The organism is Streptacidiphilus melanogenes, assembly GCF_000787835.1.
GTDB lineage: Bacteria > Actinomycetota > Actinomycetes > Streptomycetales > Streptomycetaceae > Streptacidiphilus > Streptacidiphilus melanogenes.
On record NZ_BBPP01000002.1, the window covers coordinates 94,733 to 116,887 of the forward strand.

At 70.8% G+C, this 22,155-nt stretch carries 20 protein-coding genes and 1 pseudogene; 9 read left to right on the top strand and 12 right to left on the bottom strand.

Annotated elements, in window-relative coordinates; translation table 11 throughout:
* The coding region (locus TR49_RS02300) for a glycoside hydrolase family 18 protein (protein ID WP_063770004.1) at positions 1–1,516 on the bottom strand (1,516 nt) is incomplete at its 3' end.
* A 143-nt stretch (positions 1,517–1,659) separates the two neighbouring features.
* A complete protein-coding gene (locus tag TR49_RS02305; protein ID WP_439654068.1) occupies positions 1,660–2,007 on the bottom strand; it encodes a tetratricopeptide repeat protein in 348 nt (115 codons plus the stop codon).
* 257 nt (positions 2,008–2,264) lie between these two features.
* Between TR49_RS02305 and TR49_RS02310 the strand changes: the two genes are divergently transcribed.
* Positions 2,265–3,242, top strand: coding sequence for an isopenicillin N synthase family dioxygenase (locus tag TR49_RS02310; protein ID WP_042376584.1), 978 nt, complete (start codon positions 2,265–2,267; stop codon positions 3,240–3,242).
* 113 nt (positions 3,243–3,355) lie between these two features.
* Here TR49_RS02310 and TR49_RS02315 read toward each other — a convergent pair whose 3' ends face one another.
* A complete protein-coding gene (locus tag TR49_RS02315; RefSeq protein ID WP_052433923.1) occupies positions 3,356–3,724 on the bottom strand; it encodes an ArsR/SmtB family transcription factor in 369 nt (122 codons plus the stop codon).
* Between the two features lie 100 nt (positions 3,725–3,824).
* Between TR49_RS02315 and TR49_RS46270 the strand changes: the two genes are divergently transcribed.
* The gene (locus TR49_RS46270) at positions 3,825–4,673 is read left to right on the top strand and encodes a hypothetical protein (RefSeq protein ID WP_201776141.1); all 849 of its coding nucleotides are present in this window, start codon (positions 3,825–3,827) and stop codon (positions 4,671–4,673) included.
* A 37-nt stretch (positions 4,674–4,710) separates the two neighbouring features.
* On the opposite strand, the gene TR49_RS02325 is transcribed toward TR49_RS46270, so the two are convergent.
* Together TR49_RS02325 and TR49_RS02330 are read right to left on the bottom strand one after the other, a co-directional pair.
* Positions 4,711–5,385: a class I SAM-dependent methyltransferase gene (locus tag TR49_RS02325; protein ID WP_042376586.1), complete on the bottom strand. Its 675-nt coding sequence runs from the start codon at positions 5,383–5,385 to the stop codon at positions 4,711–4,713.
* 130 nt (positions 5,386–5,515) lie between these two features.
* Positions 5,516–7,090, bottom strand: a complete 1,575-nt coding sequence (locus tag TR49_RS02330) for an HD domain-containing phosphohydrolase (RefSeq protein WP_201776142.1) — start codon at positions 7,088–7,090, stop codon at positions 5,516–5,518.
* A 180-nt stretch (positions 7,091–7,270) separates the two neighbouring features.
* Between TR49_RS02330 and TR49_RS02335 the strand changes: the two genes are divergently transcribed.
* On the top strand, positions 7,271–8,041 hold the full coding sequence (locus TR49_RS02335) for a CDP-alcohol phosphatidyltransferase family protein (protein WP_042376590.1): 771 nt from the start codon (positions 7,271–7,273) through the stop codon (positions 8,039–8,041).
* 10 nt (positions 8,042–8,051) lie between these two features.
* On the opposite strand, the gene TR49_RS02340 is transcribed toward TR49_RS02335, so the two are convergent.
* The 3 genes from TR49_RS02340 to TR49_RS02350 all read right to left on the bottom strand — a co-directional run bounded on the left by TR49_RS02340 (position 8,052) and on the right by TR49_RS02350 (position 10,793).
* Positions 8,052–8,684, bottom strand: coding sequence for a VOC family protein (locus tag TR49_RS02340; protein WP_042377035.1), 633 nt, complete (start codon positions 8,682–8,684; stop codon positions 8,052–8,054).
* A gap of 131 nt (positions 8,685–8,815) precedes the next feature.
* Entirely contained in the window at positions 8,816–9,784 is a 969-nt protein-coding gene (locus TR49_RS02345) for a pirin family protein (protein ID WP_042376592.1), read from the bottom strand.
* Positions 9,785–9,821: 37 nt separating this feature from the next.
* Complete coding sequence (locus TR49_RS02350) at positions 9,822–10,793, bottom strand: LysR substrate-binding domain-containing protein (RefSeq protein ID WP_084724485.1); 972 nt, start codon at positions 10,791–10,793, stop codon at positions 9,822–9,824.
* A 107-nt stretch (positions 10,794–10,900) separates the two neighbouring features.
* Between TR49_RS02350 and TR49_RS02355 the strand changes: the two genes are divergently transcribed.
* Positions 10,901–11,455: a peroxiredoxin gene (locus tag TR49_RS02355; protein ID WP_042376595.1), complete on the top strand. Its 555-nt coding sequence runs from the start codon at positions 10,901–10,903 to the stop codon at positions 11,453–11,455.
* A 9-nt stretch (positions 11,456–11,464) separates the two neighbouring features.
* On the top strand, positions 11,465–11,995 hold the full coding sequence (locus TR49_RS02360) for an alkyl hydroperoxide reductase (RefSeq protein WP_042376596.1): 531 nt from the start codon (positions 11,465–11,467) through the stop codon (positions 11,993–11,995).
* A 198-nt stretch (positions 11,996–12,193) separates the two neighbouring features.
* Here the strand turns inward: TR49_RS02360 and TR49_RS02365 are convergent, their stop codons facing one another.
* From TR49_RS02365 to TR49_RS02380, 4 genes are all read right to left on the bottom strand, one after another.
* On the bottom strand, positions 12,194–13,480 hold the full coding sequence (locus tag TR49_RS02365; protein WP_236653187.1) for an AI-2E family transporter: 1,287 nt from the start codon (positions 13,478–13,480) through the stop codon (positions 12,194–12,196).
* Positions 13,481–13,769: 289 nt separating this feature from the next.
* Complete coding sequence (locus TR49_RS02370; RefSeq protein WP_042376597.1) at positions 13,770–14,429, bottom strand: aggregation-promoting factor C-terminal-like domain-containing protein; 660 nt, start codon at positions 14,427–14,429, stop codon at positions 13,770–13,772.
* A gap of 374 nt (positions 14,430–14,803) precedes the next feature.
* Complete coding sequence (phoH2, locus tag TR49_RS02375; RefSeq protein WP_042376598.1) at positions 14,804–16,126, bottom strand: RNA 5'-3' helicase PhoH2; 1,323 nt, start codon at positions 16,124–16,126, stop codon at positions 14,804–14,806.
* A 370-nt stretch (positions 16,127–16,496) separates the two neighbouring features.
* Positions 16,497–17,288, bottom strand: a complete 792-nt coding sequence (locus TR49_RS02380; RefSeq protein WP_042376599.1) for an isoprenyl transferase — start codon at positions 17,286–17,288, stop codon at positions 16,497–16,499.
* 124 nt (positions 17,289–17,412) lie between these two features.
* On the opposite strand from TR49_RS02380, the gene mgrA reads away from it, so the two are divergent.
* The 4 genes and pseudogenes from mgrA to TR49_RS45145 form a co-directional block, all read left to right on the top strand.
* Positions 17,413–18,453, top strand: coding sequence for an L-glyceraldehyde 3-phosphate reductase (gene mgrA / locus TR49_RS02385; RefSeq protein ID WP_201776143.1), 1,041 nt, complete (start codon positions 17,413–17,415; stop codon positions 18,451–18,453).
* Positions 18,454–18,633: 180 nt separating this feature from the next.
* On the top strand, positions 18,634–20,199 hold the full coding sequence (locus TR49_RS02390) for a chitinase (protein ID WP_042376600.1): 1,566 nt from the start codon (positions 18,634–18,636) through the stop codon (positions 20,197–20,199).
* Positions 20,200–20,319: 120 nt separating this feature from the next.
* The gene (locus TR49_RS02395; protein ID WP_042376601.1) at positions 20,320–21,582 is read left to right on the top strand and encodes an alanine racemase; all 1,263 of its coding nucleotides are present in this window, start codon (positions 20,320–20,322) and stop codon (positions 21,580–21,582) included.
* 30 nt (positions 21,583–21,612) lie between these two features.
* Positions 21,613–22,155, top strand: a pseudogene (locus TR49_RS45145) (amidohydrolase family protein); the annotation flags it as partial.

Below are 22,155 nucleotides of genomic sequence, written 5' to 3' on the forward strand. Positions count from 1 at the left end.
CGACGGAGACCGTCTCCGAGCCGCCACCGCCGGTGGGGCAGGAGCTGGCGGAGCCGTTGATGTCGTTGACCGCGGCGTTGAAGAGCGTCGCGGCCGGGTCGAGGTCGTAGAGGGAGAACATCATGAACCCGGCCAGGCCGTTGCAGTGCGCGTAGTCGGCGCGGGCCTGGATGGACTGGGAGGACTCGCCGCCGTAGAAGTTGTTGCCGTCGTAGAAGTAGGCCGAGTCGGTCACCGGATCCCAGAAGGTGTCCGACGCGTTGTTCACGACGCCGCTCAGCTCCTTGTACATGGCCACGCCCGGCACGTCACCCGAGTCGGTCTGCCCTGGCGAGCCGGCGGTGGCCGTCTGGTAGAGCCCGTGGCTCGAACCCGCGGGCACGCCCGTCCAGCCCCGGTAGTAGAACGGGATGCCGACGGTGAGCTTGTTGGCCGGGAACCCGCCGGGGATGCCGTAGGCGCTGTCGCCGACGGTCCAGGCTCTGATCGCGTTGTCGATGCTGTACGTCTCGTTCCCGGGGGCGATCTTCGACTCCGGCGAGTTCGGGTTCGCGTAGAGCGGGTCCTGTTCGTCGGTCGGACCCGTCGCGTTCCACGCCCCGTACATGTCGTACGTCATCGCGTCGGCGAAGTTGAGGTACTGGCCGATCTGGTTCGTCTGGATCTTGCTGATCTTGTCCTGCCCGGAGGGCACCGCCGCGGAGAGGGCGTAGGTGTGGCCGTCGGCCGCGCCCTGGGTGTTGAGCTCGTTGCGGAACTCGGCCAGCAGCGCCGTGTAGTTCGCGGTGTCGGCCGCCGAGTAGTGGTTGCCGAGGTGACCGGGCGCGCCCGGGTACTCCCAGTCGATGTCGAAGCCGTCGAAGATCCCGGCGCCGGTGCCCGTGCCGCCGTAGCCGCCCTGCGAGGGCAGGTTGCCCTTGATGAACATGTCGATGCAGGAGGAGACGAACTTCTGCCGGGAGGCGGCGGTGGCGGCCGCGTCGGAGAAGTACTTGGAGTAGGTCCAACCGCCGAGCGAAAGAAGGATCTTGAGGTTCGGGTACTTCTTCTTCAGCTCCTGCAACTGGTGGAAGTTGCCGGCGATGGGCTGGTTGTACACGTCGGAGGTGCCGTCGACGCTGATGGAGGAGTCGAAGCTCTTCTGGTAGTCGGCGAAGCTGTCCCCGGCTCCGTCACCCGCGTTCGGATCGTTCTCGCCCGCCGGGTCGGGGTCGGTGGCCTTGGTGGTCTCGAAGCAGGTCAGGTTGGTCGGGTCGATGTTCTCGAAGTCGTAGATCAGGTAGTTGAGCTTGCCCGCCATCCCCTCGGTGTCGAGGTTCTTCAGATAGAAGGCGTTCTGGTAGATCGACCACTGGTCGAAGTAGGCGACCTTGATCCCGCCGCTGGTCGCCGCGGCACCCGTGGTGTTGCCCGCGGCGGCCGCGCTGGCGGGCGCGCCCAGGAGCGAGGCGGCCAGGCCGAGCACGGCCGTGGCCGCCCCCGCGAGTGTGAGTCCGAACCGTCTGGAGCGTGGCATGTGCAACCTCCGTGTGGACGTGTACCCGACACTCCATCACGTTGGTATATACCAATCCAGCCGTCAAGGGTCTGGACCAATTTGACCTGACGTTAAGTCAGAGTTAGGGAACCGGGCGTCGCCGCAGGAACCGGACCGGCGAGTCAGAGCAGACTCTGGCCGAGCGCCTCGGCGAGCCGCAGCTGCGTGGCCGCCTCAGCGGCCCGACCGCCCTGACGCTCCAGCGTGCGGCCCAGCATCAGGCGCGCGTAGCCGTCGACGGGGTCGGCGTCCAGCACCCGCCGCAGCTCCTCCTCGGCGCGCCGCAACTGCGCCGAGTGGTAGTACGCGCGGGCCAGCAGCAGCCGGGCCGCACCGTGCGCGGGCTCCGCGTCGACGATCGGGGCCAGGATCAGCGCGGCGTCGCTGTAGGCCCTGGAGTCGAAGAAGAGCTGCGCGCGGGCGTACTCCTCGGCGAGCGCGTCGGTCTGGGTTCCAGCTTCGTAGGTCACGGGCATCGCCTTTCACTTCTTCGAATCGCGGGCCGGATGGCTTGTTCGCCGCTCTAACGCAGGATCACGGCCCGGCATTCCCTGAGAAGTGTCGGCTTGATCACGGTCGCCCGGACGCACAAGCGCGTTACGCTCGAAGCATGGTCATGCTCGTCTCCCGTCGCCACGTGGACTTCGTCCGCGTCACGAGCATGTCCTGTCGCGTCGAGGTCTGACCCCAGCGTCCCTCCATCCCTCCGCGCTCTCCGAGGACCCCCATGTCCGTCGCCACGATCGAAGCCCTCCCCGTCATCGACCTCGCCCACGTCGACCGCGAGGCACTGCACCGCGCCGCCCGCGACGTCGGCTTCTTCCAGCTCACCGGCCACGGCGTCAGCCAGGCCGAGATGGACGAGCTGCTGCGCGTCTCGCGCGCCTTCTTCGCGCTGCCCGAGGCGGACCGGCTCGCCCTCGACAACCGCAACTCCCCGCACTACCGCGGCTACACCCGCGTCGGCACCGAGCTGACCCGCGGCACCCGCGACTGGCGCGATCAGCTGGACATCGGCGAGGAACTGCCCCCGCACGTCCCCGGCCCCGACGAGCCCGGGTACTGGTGGCTGCAGGGTCCGAACCAGTGGCCGACCGCCCTGCCGGAGCTGCGCACCACCGCCCTCGACTGGATCGCCCGCCTCAGCACCGTCGCCGACCACCTGCTGCACGAGCTGCTGGCCGCGATCGGCGCCCCGCCGGACTTCTACGACGACGCCTTCGCGGGCCATCCGCGCAGCCAGCTGAAGCTGATCCGCTATCCCGGGCGGGCTCCCCGGGGAGACGACCAGGGCGTCGGCATCCACAAGGACTACGGGTTCCTGACCCTGCTGCTCACCGACGGTGTGAGCGGACTGCAGGTGGAGGACCCGTCCGGCAGGGGCTACCTCGACGTGCCGCACATCCCGGGCGCCTTCGTGGTGAACCTGGGCGAGCTGCTGGAGGTCGCCACCAACGGGTACCTGAAGGCGACCAACCACCGCGTCGTCGGCACACCGGGCGAGCGCTACTCCGCGCCGTTCTTCTACAACCCGCGCCTGGACGCCCGGATCGAGCCGGTTCCGTTCCCGCATGCGGCACAGGCCACCGGCATCACCCAGGACCCGGCCAACCCGCTGCATGCGGAGTTCGGATTCAACGAGCTGAAGGGGTGGGTGCGCGCGCACCCTGAGGTCACCTCCAAGCACCACCCCGAGCTGCTCTGATCCGTCGCGGCTGAGCAGACCCGTCACGGCCACTCTGACCCGTCGCGGCTGAGCAGACCCGTCGGGACCGCTCCGACCCGTCCGGGCTGCTGCGACCCACCCGAGCGCTCCGGTCAGGCGTGTGGCGGCAGGCCGCGCAGGGTGTGGTCCGCGTGGGCCGCCACCTCGTCCAGCAGACGGCGCAGGTGCGCGCCCCGCAGGCGGTAGAGCCGGGCGCGCCCCTGGGCGCGCTGGTCGACCAGCCCGCTGATCCGCAGCTTGGACAGGTGCTGGCTCGCCGCGGTCGGCGAACAGCCGGCCGCCTCGGCCAGCGCCGTCACCCCGAGCTCCCCCTCGCGCAGGGCCCACAGCAGCCGCAGCCGGGTGGGCTCGGCGAGCATCGCCAGGGCGGCGACGGCCGTTCCGACCTGCGCGTCCGAAAGCGGCTCGCCCGGCACGGTGTGCGCGGTGTGGTGGGGCGCGTCCTGGTCGATCGGGTCCATGGGCGTCATCTTCCCACCTGCGAAGACGTGGCAAGTGGAAACCCTGCGCATGAACCTTCCTATCTTCACGCATGCGCAGATGAGACGGTACCGTGGGAGGGTGAACACGCTTCCCGCGCTGCTGCTCGCCGCCGCCGGAGTCGGCCTCGGCCACGCCGTGATGCCGGATCACTGGCTCCCGCTCGCCGTGCTCGCCCGCACCCGCCGGTACCCCACCCGACGGGTCGTCCGCCTCTCGCTGGCTGCGGGCCTGAGCCATGTCCTGGTCTCGGTCCTGCTCGGCGGCATCCTGATGCTCGTCGGCATGCAGTTCCGCACGGCCGTGGCCCACCACACCGACCTCGTCGTCGGCGGCCTGCTGCTCGCGACCGGCCTGGTATTCCTGGTGCTGGAGCTCCTGGGCAGAGGCCATGGCCACAGCCACGACGACGGCCACGGGCACTCCCACCGTGGTCACGGGCACGAGCACGGTCACTCCCACCACGGGAACAGCCACGGCAGCAGCCACGGGCACCACCACGCGCACGACGTCGACCACGGACACGATCACGACCACCCGCACGGCGAGCACCGCCACGAACACGGGCACGAACACGGGCACGAGCACAGCGCCACCGCCCTGCTGGACCGGCCGCCCGCGCCGGCCGCGGCCGAGGAGGGGCGCGGCCGCCGGCTCGCCGGGCTGCTCATCCCCTTCGGCGCGGCCGCCTCCCCCGACCTGACGATCCTGCCGGTGTTCCTGGCCGCCGGAGCCCTCGGCGCCACTGCCGCGCTCGGCTCGCTCGCCGTCTTCACCGTGGCCACCATCGGCGCCATCGTGGGGCTCACCACCGCCACCGCCCTCGGCGCCCGTCTGCTCACCGCGCCGTGGATCGACCGCCGCGCGAACCTGATCACCGCACTGACGCTGATCGGCATCGGCGCCCTGGTCGCCACCGGCACCGTCTGACCGCACGGAACCCGGTCGCCGCGTGGCTCCCGGCCGCTCAGCCGACGGAACCCACCGTGGTGCCGCTCGGGCGGGACTGCCCGCTCGACTGCTGCGGCAGGCGGGCCGTGCCGAGGATCAGCGGCCGGATGAACGGGGGCGACTTGGGGAACTCCAGGCGGTCCACCTGCCCGGGCTCGAATCCGGCCGCCTTGATCGAGTCCAGTGTCGGACGGTTGCACTCGCAGCAGACGACCGCACGGTTGAACCAGTTGAGGCGGTCCTGCCAGCGGGCCAGCCGGGCCTCGTCGGAGCGCACGTGCTCCAGGAAGAGCAGCCGCCCACCCGGCCGCAGCACCCGGGCGAGCTGGCGCAGCGTCCGCTGCTGGTCCTCGACGCCGCACATGACCAGCGTGGAGACGACCACGTCGAAGCTGTCGTCGTCGAACGGCAGGTCCTCGGCCGGGGCGCGGAGCACGGTGGCGTCCGGGGCCTGCTCCCGTACGTGCTGCTCAAGGCGGCGGAGCATGGCGGGCTGCGGTTCCGTGACGGTCAGGGACCGCACCTCGGGCCCGTAGTGGCCGAGGTTGGCCCCGGTTCCGGCGCCGATCTCCAGCACGTCGCCCGCAGCCTCGGCGATCAGGCGGCGGCGCATCTCGCGCAGCCCTGCCTCCTCGCTCTTGGCCATCTGGTGGTCGTAGATCACCGCAAGGATCGCCCAGTGGACGCTCATGACTGCCTCCGCTCCTCGTCCCGGCTCCTCCCCTGGTCCTCGCATCGACGCTAACGGAGCACCGGTTGCCGACACATGGGGCAGTTGCCTCATTTGGTGCGTGCGCGTTTCGGCATGTGCTGCGCAGGGCTCAGGCCGTGCTCTCCTCCGGCTGCGGCAGCAGGCCGTTCTGCACGGCGAAGAGGCAGGCGGCGGCGCGGGTGGACGCCCCGATCTTGGCGTAGATGTGCTCGATGTGGTTGCGGGCCGTCTTGGGCGAGATGACCAGGCGGGTGGCGATCTCCCGGCTGGAGCAGCCCAGGGCCAGGAGTCGCAGCACGTCGATCTCACGTGCGGTCAGGCCCGCGGGTCCTGGCGTGCGGTGGGCGACGCGGTGGCCGGCCACGGAGAGCACCGCCGCAACCGCCTGCGCGTCGAGCCGACCGGCCGTCGCGTCGGCCTGGAGCTCCGTCGCTGCCTGGCGGGCCGTCAACGCCTCCCGGTACGGACGCGGCTCGATCATGGACTGGTAGGCGTCGGCAGCCCCGAGGATCCGGGCGGCGCGGGAGATCGCGGGGGCGTGCAGGCCACGCGGGTAGCCGGAGCCGTCCAGACGCTCCCGGTGCTGCACGGCGATCGCCCCGAGCGACGCCAGTGTCGGCGACTGGCACAGCATGCGTTCCGTCAGGTACGGCTGCATCCTGACCCGTTCCCGCTCACCCATGCCGAGTGGACCGGGCTTGTCCCAGATCGCATTGGAGACGCCGAGGCGTCCCAGTCCGTGCACGAGGGCCGCCCGGCGCAGCTCCTCCGTCTCGGTCACGGACAGCCCCAGCGTGACCGCGGCCGCGGTCACCAGCGCGGCGACGGCACGGGCATGGCCGGCGGTGTACGGCGACTTCAGATCCACGAAGTCGGCGACGGCCACGAGGGCGCCGTCGAACTGCGCTCCGGTGAGGCGGACGCCGAGCGCGGGCTCGGCGGCGATCACGGCGTCCCAGGTCCGCACCGCGTCCAGCCCTTCGAACACGGCCTCCGGGTCCCGACACAGGACACCGACGAGTCGCGGGTCGAACTGTGCGCCCGCCCGGCGTCGGCCCAGCTCGAGGGCGGCCCCGGTGCCGCCCAGCCGGTGCGCGACCTCGGTGAACTCGGCCAGCTGGGTCAGCCGGGACGCCACGGGAACGGCCTCGCCCTTGAGGTTCCCCGGCCAGCCCCGCCCGTCCCACTGCTCGTAGGAGGAGGCGACCGCCTCCTGGACGGTCTCCGGCAGGCCGAGGCGTTGTGCCAGCAACCGGGCCAGGGCGGCGTGGCCGCTGATCATCCGGTCCACCTCGCGGAAGCCTCCGAGGGTGAACTCCAGCCCGACCCGGAACCTGTGCAGGGGCGGGTTCCCCGAGCCGATCAGGCGCAGCGCCGAGGTCGCAGCCGCGAGGCTGCGCTGTTCGTAGCGGTACTTGCCGGACTTCAGGGCGATGTCGTCGCCGAACCACTTCGCCTGCTCGTGCGCGTCCGAGTGGCAACCGACGTTCACCAGCAGCGCCGTGTAGTAGACGGCGAGCCGCTGCTCGTCGTCGAGACCGATCCGTTCGGCAAGCCGCAGGGCGATCAGGCACTGGCGCAGGACGTGCTCCATCGGCTGGCCGAAGCCGAGATCGACGCCGAGTGACAGCGCGGCGACGAGTTCGGCCAGCCGCATCCGCGGACCGGCGTCGCTACCGCTCACGCCTCGACCTTACGCCGCTGCCCCGCGGCCCGCCGGGCGCGGCGACAGGCGCAGCAGGACGGGCGCAGCGGCGGGGGGCGGACGTCGGCGGGCCCCGAGGGCACCCGGGCGAGCGGTCGGCACCTGATGCGGAGTACGCTCACGCCCTTGTCGGACAGGACGATTCAAGAAGGGCACCCCATGTCGGTCGCCACCCCCACGCTCGCCGAACTGCGGGACGTCTGCCAGCCGCAGGCCAAACTCGGGAGCCGCAACGGCGAACACTGGGCCGGGCGCCTCTACATGCGGCGGCTGTCACTGCGTTCGACGCGGTACCTGGTCCGCACCTCCGTCACTCCCAACACGCTGACCTGGGCCATGGTCGTGGCCGGGGTGGGCGCGGGGGCAGCGCTGCTGATCCCGGGGGTCGCCGGTCCGCTGCTGGCCGCGCTGCTGTTCCAGGCGTTCCTCTTCTTCGACTGCGTGGACGGGGAAGTGGCCCGCTGGAAGCGGCAGTTCAGCCCGGTCGGCGTCTACGTGGACCGACTCGGCGCCTACTTGGCCGACGCGGCGCTGCTGGTCGGGGCGGGATTCCGGGTCGCCGAGAACGCGTCCGTCGCCTGGGTGTCCGTCGGACTGGCCGCGGCGCTCGGCATCGTGCTGCTCAAGGCGTCCACGGATCTCGTCGACGTGGCGCGCACCCGCAGCGGTCTCGAGGCGGTGACCGAGGACGCCACCGAGGTGCGCTCGGCGCGTGTGAACTCGGTCCGGCGACTCGCCGCCGCTTTCAAGATTCACAGGATCGCCAACGGCATCGAGGCGTCGCTGCTCTTCCTGGTCGCCGCGCTGGTCGAGCTGGGCACGGGCGGCCACGCGCCGACCGAGTGGTCCGTGGCCGCCGTCGCGGTCGTCGCGTGGCTGATGGTGCCCGCGCACCTCATCTCGATCCTGTCCTCGTCGCGCCTGCGCTGAGCCACCCGGCTCAGGCGGCGGCAACCGACGTCGACGAGGCCTCCCAGGCGAAGCCGTCGGGGTCGGTGAAAGGCCCGGCGCTGCCGCCGATGGCCAGCCGGTGCGAGCCCTCGCCCTCCGGGGCGACGCCGGCGTCCTTGGCCAGGGCCCGACGGCGGTAGAGCGCGAGCTTGACGGGGCCGGAGTCCTCGGCGAACTCGACGTACATGGGTCCGAAGCTCTTGCCCACCGTGAGCCCGTGCTCGACGTAGAAGCGCTTGCTCGCGCCGATGTCGGCGACGCCGAGCAGCAGCACGATCGAGTCGATCCGTCGCGTGGCCGGGCCGGTGTCCTTCTTCGTGGAGGTCGCGATCTTCCAGATGGCCCCGTCGGGGGCCTGGACGACGCCGCCGTAGCCCCACATCGACTTCGCGACGGGCTTGAGCGGGGTGGCGCCGGCCGCGACGGCGGCGTCGAAGAGAGCACGGACGTCGGCCGGCTGGGCCACGACGAGCGAGAGCGTGAACCCTCGGAAGCCGCTGGTCGCGGCCTCCGAGGCGCGCAGCCGCAGCCGGTCGTCGCCCAGCCCGAAGGCGGCGGTGTAGAAGCGTTCCGCGGCGGAGAGGTCGGCCACGTCAAGGGTGACGGATTCGATGGAGGTCATGTCCGCCACGCTAGTGAGGGCGCGGCGGTCCGGGCTTCTCGAATCCTGCTCGATCGCACCGCCTCACCGCCCGCGCGGCCTCCACGCCCGCCTCGGCTCAGCGCTCGCGGCGGCTCAGCGGTCGCCTCGGCTCAGCGCTCGCGTCCCCGGGGCTTCAGACGCAGGGCCGGCAGCTCCGGGGCGGGGATCGGCCCGCCGTCGTAGCCGTGGACCTCGCCGAAGCGGTCGCCGGTCATCCAGTCCTCGCGGGCCTGGGCGATCTCCTCGTGGCTGCGGCCGACGAAGTTCCACCACATGACCAGCTTCTCGGCGAAGGGCTCGCCGCCCAGCAGCATCACCTGGGCCGGGCCGTCGTCGGCGCGGAGCGGCAGTTCACGACGACCGCAGCCGAGGTAGAGCAGGGACCCGACCTCGACGCGCACCTCGTCGACCGTCGCCGCGCCGCTCATGACCAGGACGGCGTACTCGAAGTCCGGGTGCAGCGGCAGGCGGGCGTCGGCGCCGTCGGCCAGCGAGAGGTCCGCACCGACGAGTGGTGTGAACACGCGGCCCGGGGACGCGGCTCCGTCCAGACTGCCGAGGATGACCGTCGCGTCGACGCCCTGGCCCTGGACGCGCGGCAGCTCCGGGTGGTGCTCGAAGGTCGGCTCGGTGAACCGGTGCTCGTCAGGGAGCGCGACCCACAGCTGCGCGCCGTGCAGCCACTTGCCGTGCGAGCGCGGCGACTGCTCCGAGTGCGAGATGGCGCGGCCGGACGTCATCAGCCCGAGCTGACGCGGGCGGACCGTCTGGACCGTGCCGAGGCTGTCGCGGTGCTCGACGAAGCCGTCGTGCAGCCAGCTCACGGTCTGCAGGCCCATGTGCGGGTGCGGCGCGACCTGCATGCCGGGCTCCCGCTCGATGTCGTCGGGGCCGTAGTGGTCGACGAAGCACCAGGCGCCCACCATCCGCCGACCCAGGTTGGGCAGCAGGCGCCGGACGACGGTGCTCTCGCCCAGCTGCACGTCACGGCCGGTGAGGAGTTCGCGAACCGGCTCGGCGACGACGCCCTCGCGACCACCGCACACGCTCGGCTGGGGCTTCAGGTCCAGGTTGCTCATGCCCGCCAGGGTATGCCGCGGGGCTCCTGGCCGGGGATCACACGCCGGGGCTGTTCACAGTTCCCATGTTCACAGTTCCCAGCACCCGGACCGGGAGTTCACACACGGCGGCGCGCAGCGAGTCCGCGAAGCGCGTGTACTCCGCCGTCCTGGGCGAGGACGGCCGGTGGGCGAGGCCGACACGACGGCCCGGCGCCGGGTCCGCGAAGCGGGTGACGGCCAGCGCGGAGGCACGCCCGGCCTCGACGGGCACGGCGGTGGCGGGCAGCAGCGTGACGCCGAGTCCGCCCGCGACCAGCTGGACCAGCGTGGACAGACCCGCCGCCCGGGTCGCGCCCGGCTCGGCGCCGACCTCGCGGCACAGGTCGAGCGCCTGGTCGCGCAGACAGTGGCCCTCCTCCAACAGCAGGACGTCCAGGTCGAGCAGCACGTCGCGCGGCACGTCCAGGCAGCCGGCCAACTCGTGTTCGGGCGGCGTGACCAGGACGAAGTCCTCGTCATAGAGGGGGATGTCGACCAGCCCGGACCCCGCCGGGAGAGCGAGCAGCAGCAGGTCGAGCCGGCCGGTGGCGAGGCCGTCCAGCAGCTGGTGCGTGCGCTCCTCGTGGACGTGCAGCTCCAGGTCCGGGTACCGGTCGCGGGCCAGCCGCAGCACCGTGGGCAGCAGGTAGGGTGCGATCGTCGGGATCACCCCGAGGTGGAGTGGCCCGGTGAACGGCCTCCGGGAGGCCTCGACCTCCTCGGTCAGCGCGTGCAGCGCGCCGAGCACCGACTGCGCGTGCCTCGCGACGCGCTCCCCCACCGGCGTCAGCAGCACCTTGCGCGTCGTCCGCTCGACCAGCCGGACGTCGAGCGACTCCTCGAGCGCCGCGACCGCGCCGGACAACGCCGGCTGGCTCATCCGCAGCGCGGCGGCCGCCTCCCGGAAGTGCAGGTGCTCTGCGACGGCCGCGAAGGCGCGAAGCTGGGAAACACTGGGCGTGCGGCTGGTGGTGCGGGCCTTACTGATAACTTCCTCCGATCAACTCCTTCGATTCTAGCTATTTCACTGATCAATGTCCGACATGCGAGATTGACGGGGCACCAACCTCGACCGGTTCACGGAGGACACCCCTCATGCTCACCATCGGTGACCAGTTCCCCGCCTTCAAGCTCAACGCCGTCGTCGGCCCCTCGGCCGACAAGCTGGAGTTCAAGGAGATCTCCGGCGACGACCAGAAGGGCTGGAAGGTCGTCTTCTTCTGGCCGATGGACTTCACCTTCGTGTGCCCCACCGAGATCGCCGCGTTCGGCAAGCTGAACGAGGAGTTCACGGACCGCGACGCGCAGATCCTCGGCGTCTCCGGCGACTCCGAGTTCGTGCACCACGCCTGGCGTCGTGACCACAAGGACCTGGCCGAGCTGCCCTTCCCGATGCTGGCCGACATCAAGCACGAGCTGATGAGCGCCTGCGGCGTCGAGAACCCGGACGGCACCGCCCAGCGCGCCGTGTTCATCGTGGACCCGAACAACGAGATCCAGTTCGTGATGGTCACCGCCGGCTCCGTGGGCCGCAACCCCAAGGAGGTCCTGCGGGTCCTCGACGCCCTGCAGACCGACGAGCTGTGCCCGTGCAACTGGAACAAGGGCGAGGCGACGCTGGACGCGGACGCCCTGCTCGCGGGCGAGTGAGCTGATCGCATGGCACTCGACGAACTGAAGGCGGCCCTGCCGGAGTACGCCAAGGACCTCAAACTCAACCTGGGCTCGGTCATCGGCAACAGCGACCTGCCGCAGCAGCAGCTCTGGGGCACCGTCCTGGCCTGCGCGATCGCCTCGCGCAGCGAGCGCGTCCTCGCGGAGCTGGAGCCGGAGGCCCGCGCCAACCTCAAGCCTGAGGCGTACGACGCGGCGAAGGCCGCGGCGGCGATCATGGCGATGAACAACGTCTACTACCGGACGCTGCACCTGCTCTCCGACAAGGAGTACGGGACGATGCGCGCCGGGCTGCGGATGAACGTCATCGGCAACCCGGGCGTGGAGAAGGTCGACTTCGAGCTCTGGTCCCTGGCGGTCTCGGCCATCAACGGCTGCGGCCAGTGCCTCGACTCCCACGAGCAGGTGCTGCGCAAGGCGGGCGTGGACCGCGAGGTCATCCAGTCCGCGTTCAAGATCGCCGCGGTCGTCCAGGCCGTCGGCGTGACCCTCGAGACCGAGGCCCGCCTGGCCTGAGGCCGGCACGTGCACGACCAGCAGTTGCACGACCAGCAGTTGCACGATCAGGGGCGCGGGGCCGTGCCGATATGCGGCTCCGCCGCGTGGGCGCGACAAGCCACCGGGTGTGGTGAGTCGCCCAGCGGGCAGGGACATCCGCACAGGGTGGCTGCTCGCGCAGTTCCCCGCGCCCCTGACGTGTCGCCCCCGAGGGGGTTACTCGGGTGCCGCCGCCGCGGTGAGCGCGGCGCGGACGTCCTCGTCCACCGCGTGCCGGGCACGCAGGTAGCCGACGACGGTGTTGGTCACGGCGACCAGCGGAACCGCGACCACCGCGCCGCCGATGCCGCCGATGATGGAGCCGGAGGCGACCGCGAGGATCACCGCGAGCGGGTGGACCCGGACCGCGCGGCCGAGGATCAGCGGCTGGAGCAGGTGGCCCTCGATCTGCTGGACCCCGAGCAGCACCGCGAGGACCAGGAGCGCGGTGACCGGGCCGTGCGTCACCAGGCCGATGAGGACCGCGATGGTGCCGGTGATCAGCGCGCCGACCAGCGGGACGAAGGCACCGAGGAAGATGATCACCGCGATCGGCATCGCCAGCGGCACGCCCAGCAGGTAGATGCCGATGCCGATCGACAGCGAGTCGATGAAGGCGACCACGACCGTGCCACGCACGTACGCGGTCAGCGTGGCCCATGCGCGCGGACCCGCGCCCGCCGCGGACACCCGGGAGCGGACCGGCAGCAGCCGCAGGCACCAGCCCCAGATGCGCTCGCCGTCGTACAGCAGGAAGTACGTGCAGAAGGCGGCCAGGAACACCCCGGTCACGATCTCCACCACCACGCTGACGGTGTCGAAGCCGAAGGACGCGATCTGGTCGCTGTTGGTGCCGACGACCTTGGTCAGCTGGTTGGCGAACTGGTTGATCTGCGTGTCGGTGAGGTGCATCGGGCCGGTCTCCAGCCAGTGGCGGATCTGGCCGATGCCTTGCTGGACCTGGTCGGTCAGCTGGTTGAGATGGGTGCTGACCTGCCAGAACACGAACCAGGCGACCAGGCCGATGCTGGCCAGGCCGCCCAGGAAGGTCAGGGCCGTCGCGAGGCCGCGCGGGACGCCGTGGCGCTTGAGCAAGGAGACGGTGGGCTGCAGCAGTGCGCTGATCAGCAGGGCGGCGACGAAGGCCAGGGCGACGATCCGCAGCGTGCCGATGATCTGCAGCAGCACGTACAGACCCGCGCCGACCAGCAGCAGTCGCCACATGCCCTCGGCGGCCACCCGCAGCGTCCACGGGACGGCCTCGGCCGGATGCGCGGGGCGCGCCGGGTACGGCGGGAGGTCCGACCGGGCCGCGATGGGCATCACCTGGGGCGGGACGACCGCGTTCGTCGTCTCGGTCACATGCACGTGCACGACCGGGTCGGGGGCCGTCGCCGATCCGGCCTCGGCCTGGGCGCGCCGGTGGGCCAGCCACCCTCGAAACGCCTGCCATGCGTTGCCCACGCCCGCCATCCCGTCCGCCCTCGCCTCCGCGACCATTCCGGCGTGAACGCTACCTGGTTGCCTGCGGCTGCCGGGCCCTCGCCCACAGGAAACCTGCAGGGTGAGCCGGGGACCTATCAGATTTTTTTGGGCAAATCAGGAGAAAGAGGTTTAGTCCCGGAGGGCCCCGGGGACTGTCCTCCACGAGGCCGTCCCGCACACGCGGCCTCTCCGTGGGAGAAGTAGGAAGCCCCCGATCGGACAGGGATCGGGGGCTTCCGCGCGCTCGGGGTGAACCGCTCGTACCGGCTCAGTACCAGCTGTGGGCCTGCCAGAAGGACCAGGCGCCGCACGGGCTGCCGTAGCGGGAGTTCATGTAGTTCAGGCCCCACCGTATCTGCGTCGAGGGGTTGGTCCGCCAGTCGGCGCCGGCCGAGGCCATCTTGTCGCCCGGCAGGGCCTGCACCAGGCCGTAGGCGCCGGAGCTGGCGTTGGTGGCCTGGTAGTTCCAGCCGCTCTCACGGGTGACGATCTGGCTGAAGCAGGAGAACTGCGTGGCGTTCCCGATGATCGACGCGGCGAGCGCCTGCACCGACCCGGGGCTGTAGGAGACCAGCTGCTGACGCTGTACGGCCGCTGCGGCACGCGAGGCCGCCTGCTCCTTGGCGCGCTGCTCGGCCGCCGCCTTGGCGTGCGCGGCGTCGGCGGCCTTGGTGCGGGCCGCCTGCGCGGCGGCCTTCTGCGCGGTCACGAGCGCGGCGGACTGCTGCGCGTCGCTCTGGCGGGTCAGGTTGTCCGCGACAACCTGCGCCGAGCCGCCCATGGGGACTTCGGCAAGAAGGGTCGAGCCTGCCACGTCGGACACCTGGGCCGGCTTCGTCTCGCCAGAGGCGACACCGACGACAGCACCGACAGCAGTCACAGCAGTGGCGGAGGCCACTGCCATCCCCCGAACCGAGATCCGGTTCACATGGTTTCCTTCCAGCGTCGCCCGTGTGGTGACCGAACGGACGAACCCCGCCCCTGACGCTGGCCTCCCCCATGCTTTGGTCACGGAAGACGCGGGCCCGTTGCTCACCGGTCTCCCGGATCGCGATCTGCTCGGGCGGCGTGCGGCGCCATGCATGCCACACGCGGGGCCTGACAGATCCCACACACTGCCGCACCGCAACGCGCAAGCGCAATTCTGGTTTGCGTGGCGAAGCTCACACGGCCCATACGGGCGCGAATTCTCGTCAGAACCTGGCCTACCGTCTGACGAATCGTTACGCTGCTGTGCCCTTCCGCACCGTGGGCTCGCCATGGCGGTGCAGAAGGGCACAGTTGCGAGGGATTTCGCCCGTTTCAGGGCTGGATGTCCTCCAGCATCTCGGTCACCAGTGCGGCGATCGGAGAACGCTCCGAGCGGTTGAGCGTGACGTGGGCGAAGAGCGGATGCCCCTTCAGCTTCTCCACAACCGCCACCACGCCGTCGTACCGACCCACTCTCAGGTTGTCGCGCTGGGCGATGTCGTGGGTGAGCACGACGCGCGAACCCTGACCGATCCGGGACAGAACGGTCAGCAGCACGTTGCGCTCCAGTGACTGCGCCTCGTCGACGATCACGTAGGCGTCGTGCAGCGAGCGGCCGCGGATGTGGGTGAGCGGAAGGACCTCCAGCATCCCGCGGGAGAGCACCTCCTCGATGACGTCCGGGGTGGTCACCGCGGAGAGGGTGTCGAAGACGGCCTGGGCCCAGGGGCCCATCTTCTCCGCCTCGCTACCGGGCAGGTATCCCAACTCCTGGCCGCCGACCGCGTACAGCGGCCGGAACACCATCACCTTGCGGTGCTGACGCCGCTCCAGCACCGCCTCCAGGCCGGCGCAGAGCGCGAGCGCGGACTTGCCGGTACCGGCCCGCCCGCCCAGGGACACGATGCCGACCTCCTGGTCGAGCAACAGGTCCAGCGCCACCCGCTGTTCGGCGCTGCGCCCACGCAGCCCGAAGGCCTCGCGGTCGCCGCGGACCAGGCGCACCCGCCCGTCGGCGGTGACCCGGCCGAGCGCCTTGCCCCGCTCCGAGGTCAGCACGAGACCGGTGTGAACCGGGAAGTCACGCGCCTCCGGAATGTCGAGCGGGTCGCCTGTGAACAGGCCGTCAACCTCCTCGGCACTGACGGCCAATTCAGACATTCCGGTCCAACCGGAGGTGATCGCCAACTCGGCCCGGTACTCCTCGGCCGTCAGGCCGACGGAGGAGGCCTTGACCCGCAGCGGCAGGTCCTTGGACACGACGGTGACGTCGTACCCCTCGGCCTGCAGGTTCCTGGCCACCGCCAGGATCCGGGTGTCGGCGTCGCCCAGTCGGTAGCCGGCGGGGAGGACCGAGGGATCGGTGTGGTTCAGCTCGACCCTGATCGTGCCGCCCAGCTCGCCCACGGGGATGGGCGTGTCGAGGCGGCCGTAGCGGACCCGGTAGTCGTCCAGCAGCCGCAGGGCCTGCCGGGCGAAGTAACCGAGCTCCGGGTGGTGTCGCTTGGCCTCCAGCTCGGTCACCACGACCACGGGCAGCACGACCTCGTGCTCCTCGAACCTGGTCATGGCGCTCGGGTCAGCCAGCAGGACACTGGTGTCGAGGACGTACGTGCGCCGGTCGTGCAAGCTCCGGCGGCTCTTGGAACTGACCACAGGGCCTCCCGGGCGGATGGCCCCGTGCCACCCGCGGTCGCCGCGTCCTCCGGCCCTGTTGGCCGAGGTCGCGGTCTGACTGCGGTATTCCCCAGGTGTCCCATTCCATGCAGGCGACGACAGGACGACGACCAAGATTCACCTTGCGGTGACCTTGCCCACCAGCCGTGAACCGGACGTCCACATCGGGCCACCATGCGCCCTCGAACCGACTCCGGACGAGAGGCGTGCATCCCGCGGGCGGGCACGTTGACCGACGATCAGCGCCCGGCCGCAGACCTCGCGCAGAGCGCGCTCACAGCCGTGTACGCCTTCTGGAGCCGCGTCAGAAGCGCCGCCGGTCCGAACGCCGGCGCACCGCGTCCGGGCCCTAGCCGCCGTATCTGCGGTTGCGGGCGGCGTAATCGCGCAGGGCGCGGAGGAAGTCGACCTTGCGGAAGGCGGGCCAGTAGGCCTCGCAGAAGTAGAACTCCGAGTGTGCCGACTGCCACAGCAGGAAGCCGGAGAGGCGCTGCTCCCCGGACGTGCGGATGACCAGGTCCGGGTCCGGCTGGCCGGAGGTGTAGAGGTGGCGGGAGATCTGCTCGATGTCGATCATCTCGGCCACCTGCTCCAGCGGCTTGCCCGCCGCCCCCTGCTCGCGCAGCAGCTTGCGGACCGCCTCGACGATCTCGTGGCGTCCGCCGTAGCCGACGGCGACGTTCACCACGAGTCCGGGGTTGTCCGCCGAGGCCTGGTCCGCCTCCTTGAGCACGGTGGCGGTCGAGGCCGGCAGCAGGTCGAGCGCGCCGACGGGGTGGACCCGCCAGCGTCCCGTGGCCGCCAGGCCGCGCACGGCCTCCTCGATGATGCCGAGCAGCGGCACCAGCTCCTCGGCGGGGCGGTTCAGGTTGTCCGTGGAGAGCAGCCACAGGGTGACCACCTCGACGCCGGTCTCCTCGCACCAGCCGAGGAACTCCGGGATCTTGTCCGCGCCGGTCTGGTGGCCGTCCGCCGTCGACATGCCTGCGGCGCGGGCCCAGCGGCGGTTGCCGTCGAGCATCACGCCGACGTGCCGCGGGGCGCGGGCGCGGTCGAGGTGAGCCTCGACGCGGTGGCCGTACAGGCCGTAGACGGCATTCCGGAGCAGCGGCGTGCGCCGGACCAACCTACCGATGTCCATGACGACGGCCCCTCCTGTGCTCGCGCGTGCGGGGGCCACCCTACTCCGCACCGGTTAATGTTCAGTCTGGAGACAAAACCCTGGAGCCTCCCCCTCCCCGGACTCACCCCTGGAGTAAGCCCCCGTGATCCCCGCCCCCTACCAGCCCGCCGAGTCCCGGTACGACGGATCGATGCGCTACCGCCGGACCGGGCGCAGCGGACTGAAGCTGCCCGAGATCTCCCTGGGCCTGTGGCACAACTTCGGCGACGACAAGGCACTGGAGGTGCAGCGCGCGATCCTGCGCCGCGCCTTCGACCTCGGCGTCACGCACTTCGACCTCGCCAACAACTACGGGCCGCCCTACGGCGCCGCCGAGGCCAACTTCGGCCGGCACCTGGCCGCGGATTTCCGCCCGTTCCGGGACGAGCTGGTCATCTCGACCAAGGCCGGCTACGACATGTGGCCCGGCCCGTACGGCGAGTGGGGTTCGCGCAAGTATCTGACCGCGAGCCTGGACCAGTCGCTCAAGCGGATGGGCCTCGACTACGTCGACATCTTCTACTCGCACCGCTTTGACCCGGAGACGCCGCCGGAGGAGACCATGGGCGCGCTCGCGTCCGCGGTCCAGCAGGGCAAGGCGCTGTACGTCGGCGTCTCCTCCTACAGCGCGGAGAAGACGCGCGAGGCGGCGGCGATCCTGCGTGACCTGGGCGTGCCGCTGCTGATCCACCAGCCGTCCTACTCGATGCTGAACCGCTGGATCGAGGACGACTCGCTGCTCGACGTGCTGGAGGCCGAGGGCGCCGGCTGCATCGGCTTCGCCCCGCTGGCGCAGGGGATCCTGACCGACCGCTACCTGAACGGCATCCCGGCGGACTCCCGTGCCGCGCAGGGCAAGTCCCTCGACCCCGACTCGATCACCGAGCAGACGCTCGCCAAGCTGCGCGGGCTGAACGAGGTCGCGGCGGCGCGCGGCCAGTCGCTGGCGCAGCTCGCGCTGAGCTGGCTGCTGCGCGACCCGCGGATGACCTCGGCGCTGATCGGCGCCTCGTCGGTGGCCCAACTGGAGGCCAACGTCGCGGCGGTGCAGGGCGCTCCGCTGACCGGGGCGGAGTTGGCCGAAATCGATCGCCATGCGACCGACGCGCACCTCAACCTCTGGGCGAAGTCGAGCGAGGGCTGACGCGGGAACTGCTGACGCAGTGACAGGTGATGCCGCGGTGGTCTGGACCACGGCATCACCTTAACCAGCCCTTAAGTCATCGGCGACACCCTTGACACGGCTAATGGTCTAGTCCAACTTGTGTGGCGGGCTTCACATCCTGTCTTTCCCCGCTTCCCCCACAGTTGAGGACAGACCCCTATGCCTTCTCCCCGTACGGTCAACGCCGCGCTGGCGACCGTGGCCGCGCTGGGCCTCGGCCTGACCGGCCTGGTGGCGATCAGCGGCGGCGCGAGCGCCGACACCACCAACCTCGTGGTCAACCCCGGTTTCGAGACCGGTTCCCTGGCCAACTGGAACTGCGACGCCGGGACGGCGGCGGTCACCACGACCACCGTCCACTCCGGCACCCACGCGCTCGCGGCCACCCCCACGGCCTCCGACGACGCGCAGTGCACGCAGACCATCAGCGTCCAGCCCAACTCCTCCTACACGCTGAGCTCCTGGGTCAACGGACCCTACGTCTACCTGGGCACACAGGGCGACGGCACCACCGACGTCAGCACCTGGTCCAGCAACAGCTCCTGGAACCAGCTCTCCACCAGCTTCAAGACCGGCGCCTCCACCACGAGCGTCACGGTCTACCTGCACGGCTGGTACGGACAGTCGACCTACTACGCGGACGACGTGACGCTCAGCGGCGCGGGCGGCTCCAGCCCGAGCCCGACGCAGACACCGACGCAGAGCGCGTCCCCGACGCCGACGGCCAGCTCCACGCCCACGTCGAGCCCGACCCCCACGGCTTCCTCCACGCCCACCACCTCCCCCACCCCGACGGCCACCTCGACCGGCGGCAGCGGCGGTGGCGGCAACCCGAAGCACTGGGTGACCGGCTACTGGCAGGACTTCGACAACGGCGCGACCGACCAGAAGATCAGCGATGTCAGCTCGCAGTACAACATCATCGCGGTCGCCTTCGCCAACGCCGACTCGACCGGTGACGGCGGCATCACCTTCTCCCTCGACCCGACCCTGCAGAGCAAGCTCGGCGGCTACACCGACGCGCAGTTCAAGGCGGACATCGCGGCCAAGCAGGCGCAGGGCAAGAAGGTGATCCTCTCGGTCGGCGGCCAGAACGGCACCATCTCGATCACCAGCGCCGCGCAGGCCACCGCCTTCGCGAACAGCGCCTACTCGATCATCCAGCAGTACGGCTTCAACGGCGTGGACATCGACCTGGAGAACGGGATCAACCCGACCTACATGTCGTCCGCGCTGCACCAGCTCGCCTCGAAGGTCGGCTCGGGCTTCATCCTGACCATGGCCCCGCAGACCATCGACGTGCTGAACTCCTCGTCCGACTACCTGGCCACCGCGCTCCAGGTGAAGGACATCCTGACCATCATGAACACCCAGTACTACAACTCGGGGTCCATGAACGGCTGTGACGGCGGCGTCTACAGCGAGGGCAGCGTCGACTTCATCACCACGCTGGCCTGCACCGCGATCCAGGCGGGGCTCAGCCCGAACCAGGTCGGCATCGGCGTCCCGGCGTCGAGCAGCGCGGCCGGCAGCGGCTACGTCTCCCCGACCGTGGTCGAGAACGCCCTGAACTGCCTGGCCAAGGGAACCGGCTGCGGCACCTTCAAGCCCGGCTCCAGCTGGCCGACCATCGGCGGCGTGATGACCTGGTCGACCAACTGGGACGCCAGCAACGGCAACCAGTTCGCGAACAACGAGGGTGCGTTCACCAACGCGATGCCCTGACCCGTGGTAGCCGAGAGGCCCGGCGCTCCGAGGGGGAGCGCCGGGCCTTTCCGCGTCCGCGGCTCGCTGGCAGGATGGGCAGGCACCGTTGCAAGGCGCGCAACCGAGAAGGAGCCGTTCATGGACCAGGCCGCGCTCGACGCACTGGGCGAGACTGTCGTCGACTGGCGTTTCAAGGGCATGCCGCTGGGCGTGGCTCCGACCGTGAACCGGATGCGCGACGCGAAGTTGGACCTCTTCGAGGACGGCTTCGTCACGCCGCTGCTCACCCTGGACGCGGCCGCGCTCGGCCACAATCTGGAGCTGATGGCCTCCTGGGCGCGGGCCCACGGCCTCGCCCACGCCCCGCACGGCAAGACGCCGCTCGCTCCGCAGCTGTTCGAGCGACAGTTGGAGCTGGGCGCGTGGGGCATCACCGCGGCGACACCGAGCCACGTGCAGATGTACCGGCACTTCGGCGTGAACCGCATCTTCCTCGGCAACGAGCTCGTCGACGCCCCCGCGCTGCGCTGGCTCAGCGCGGAGCTGCAGCGCGATCCGGAGTTCCGCTTCGTCTGCTACGTCGACTCGGTTCACGGCGTCGAGCTGATGGACGCGGCGCTCACGCACCGCGTCGACGTCGTGGTCGAGCTCGGAGCGGTCGGTTCACGCACCGGGGTGCGGTCCTGGGCCGAGGCGGACGAGGTGGCCAAGGCCGTACGGGCCTCCCAGTGGCTCCGTCTGGTCGGCGTCGCGGGCTACGAGGGCACCCTCGCCGGCGTGGACGAGACGCGCGCCGCCGTCCGGGACTGGCTGCAGGACCTCGTGAACACCGCGCACCTCTTCGACACGCACGGGTACTTCGCCGACGCCGAGGAGATCGTCGTCAGCGCGGGCGGCAGCGAGCACTTCGACCTGGTCGCGGAGGCGCTCACCGAGAGTGCGCTGGAGCTGTCCCGCCCGGTGCTGCGCCTGCTGCGGGCGGGCGCCTACGTGACCCATGACCACCTCCACTACGCGAAGATCACCCCGCTGACGGAGGAGACCGAGCACTTCCTCCCGGCGCTGAAGCTGTGGGCTCAGGTCGTCTCCCGCCCCGAGCCGGGCCTCGCGCTCCTCAACGCGGGCAAGCGCGACGTCCCCTACGACCTCGGCCTGCCGCTCCCACTGCAGGTGCGCGACACGCGTGACGGCCTGCTGCGCCGAGCCGAGGGCCTCAGCATCAGCAAGCTCTCCGACCAGCACGCCTTCATGACCGTCGCGCCGGACGCACACGTCGAGGTCGGCGACCGGGTCGCGCTGGGGCTGTCGCACCCGTGCACCGCCCTGGAGAAGTGGCAGTTGATCCCGGTCGTCCAGCCGGACGGCCGCACCGTCGTCGACTACATCCGCACCTTCTTCTAGGTCCCGCGAACGAGACCCGGCGAGCCCCTGATGCCCCCGCCCCGGACCGTCCTGCGCGGCGCGCTGGTCGTCGACGGCAGCGGCGGCGTGCCGTACCGCGCCGACGCCGTCCTCGACGACTGCCGTATCTCCGCCCTGCACCGGGAGGACGATCCCGGGCCACGGCCCGGCGGCGGCCGGGTGATCGACGTCGACGGGCTGGTGCTCGCGCCGGGCTTCGTCGACATGCACGCGCACTCCGACCTGGCGCTGTTGACCGACCCGAGCCACGAGGCGAAGGTCGCCCAGGGCGTCACCCTTGAAGTGCTCGGCCAGGACGGGCTCTCCTACGCGCCCGTCGACGACACCACCCTGGCCGGTCTGCGCCGCCAGCTCGCCGGCTGGAACGGGGACCCCTCGGACCAGGACTTCGAGTGGAACTGGCGCAGCGTCGGCGAGTACCTCGCCCGGCTCGACACCCAGGGCATCGCCGTCAACGCCGCGTACCTCGTCCCGCAGGGGACGCTGCGCGCGCTGGTGCTCGGCTGGGAGGACCGCCCCGCCGCACCCGCCGAGCTGGAGCGGATGCGGCGG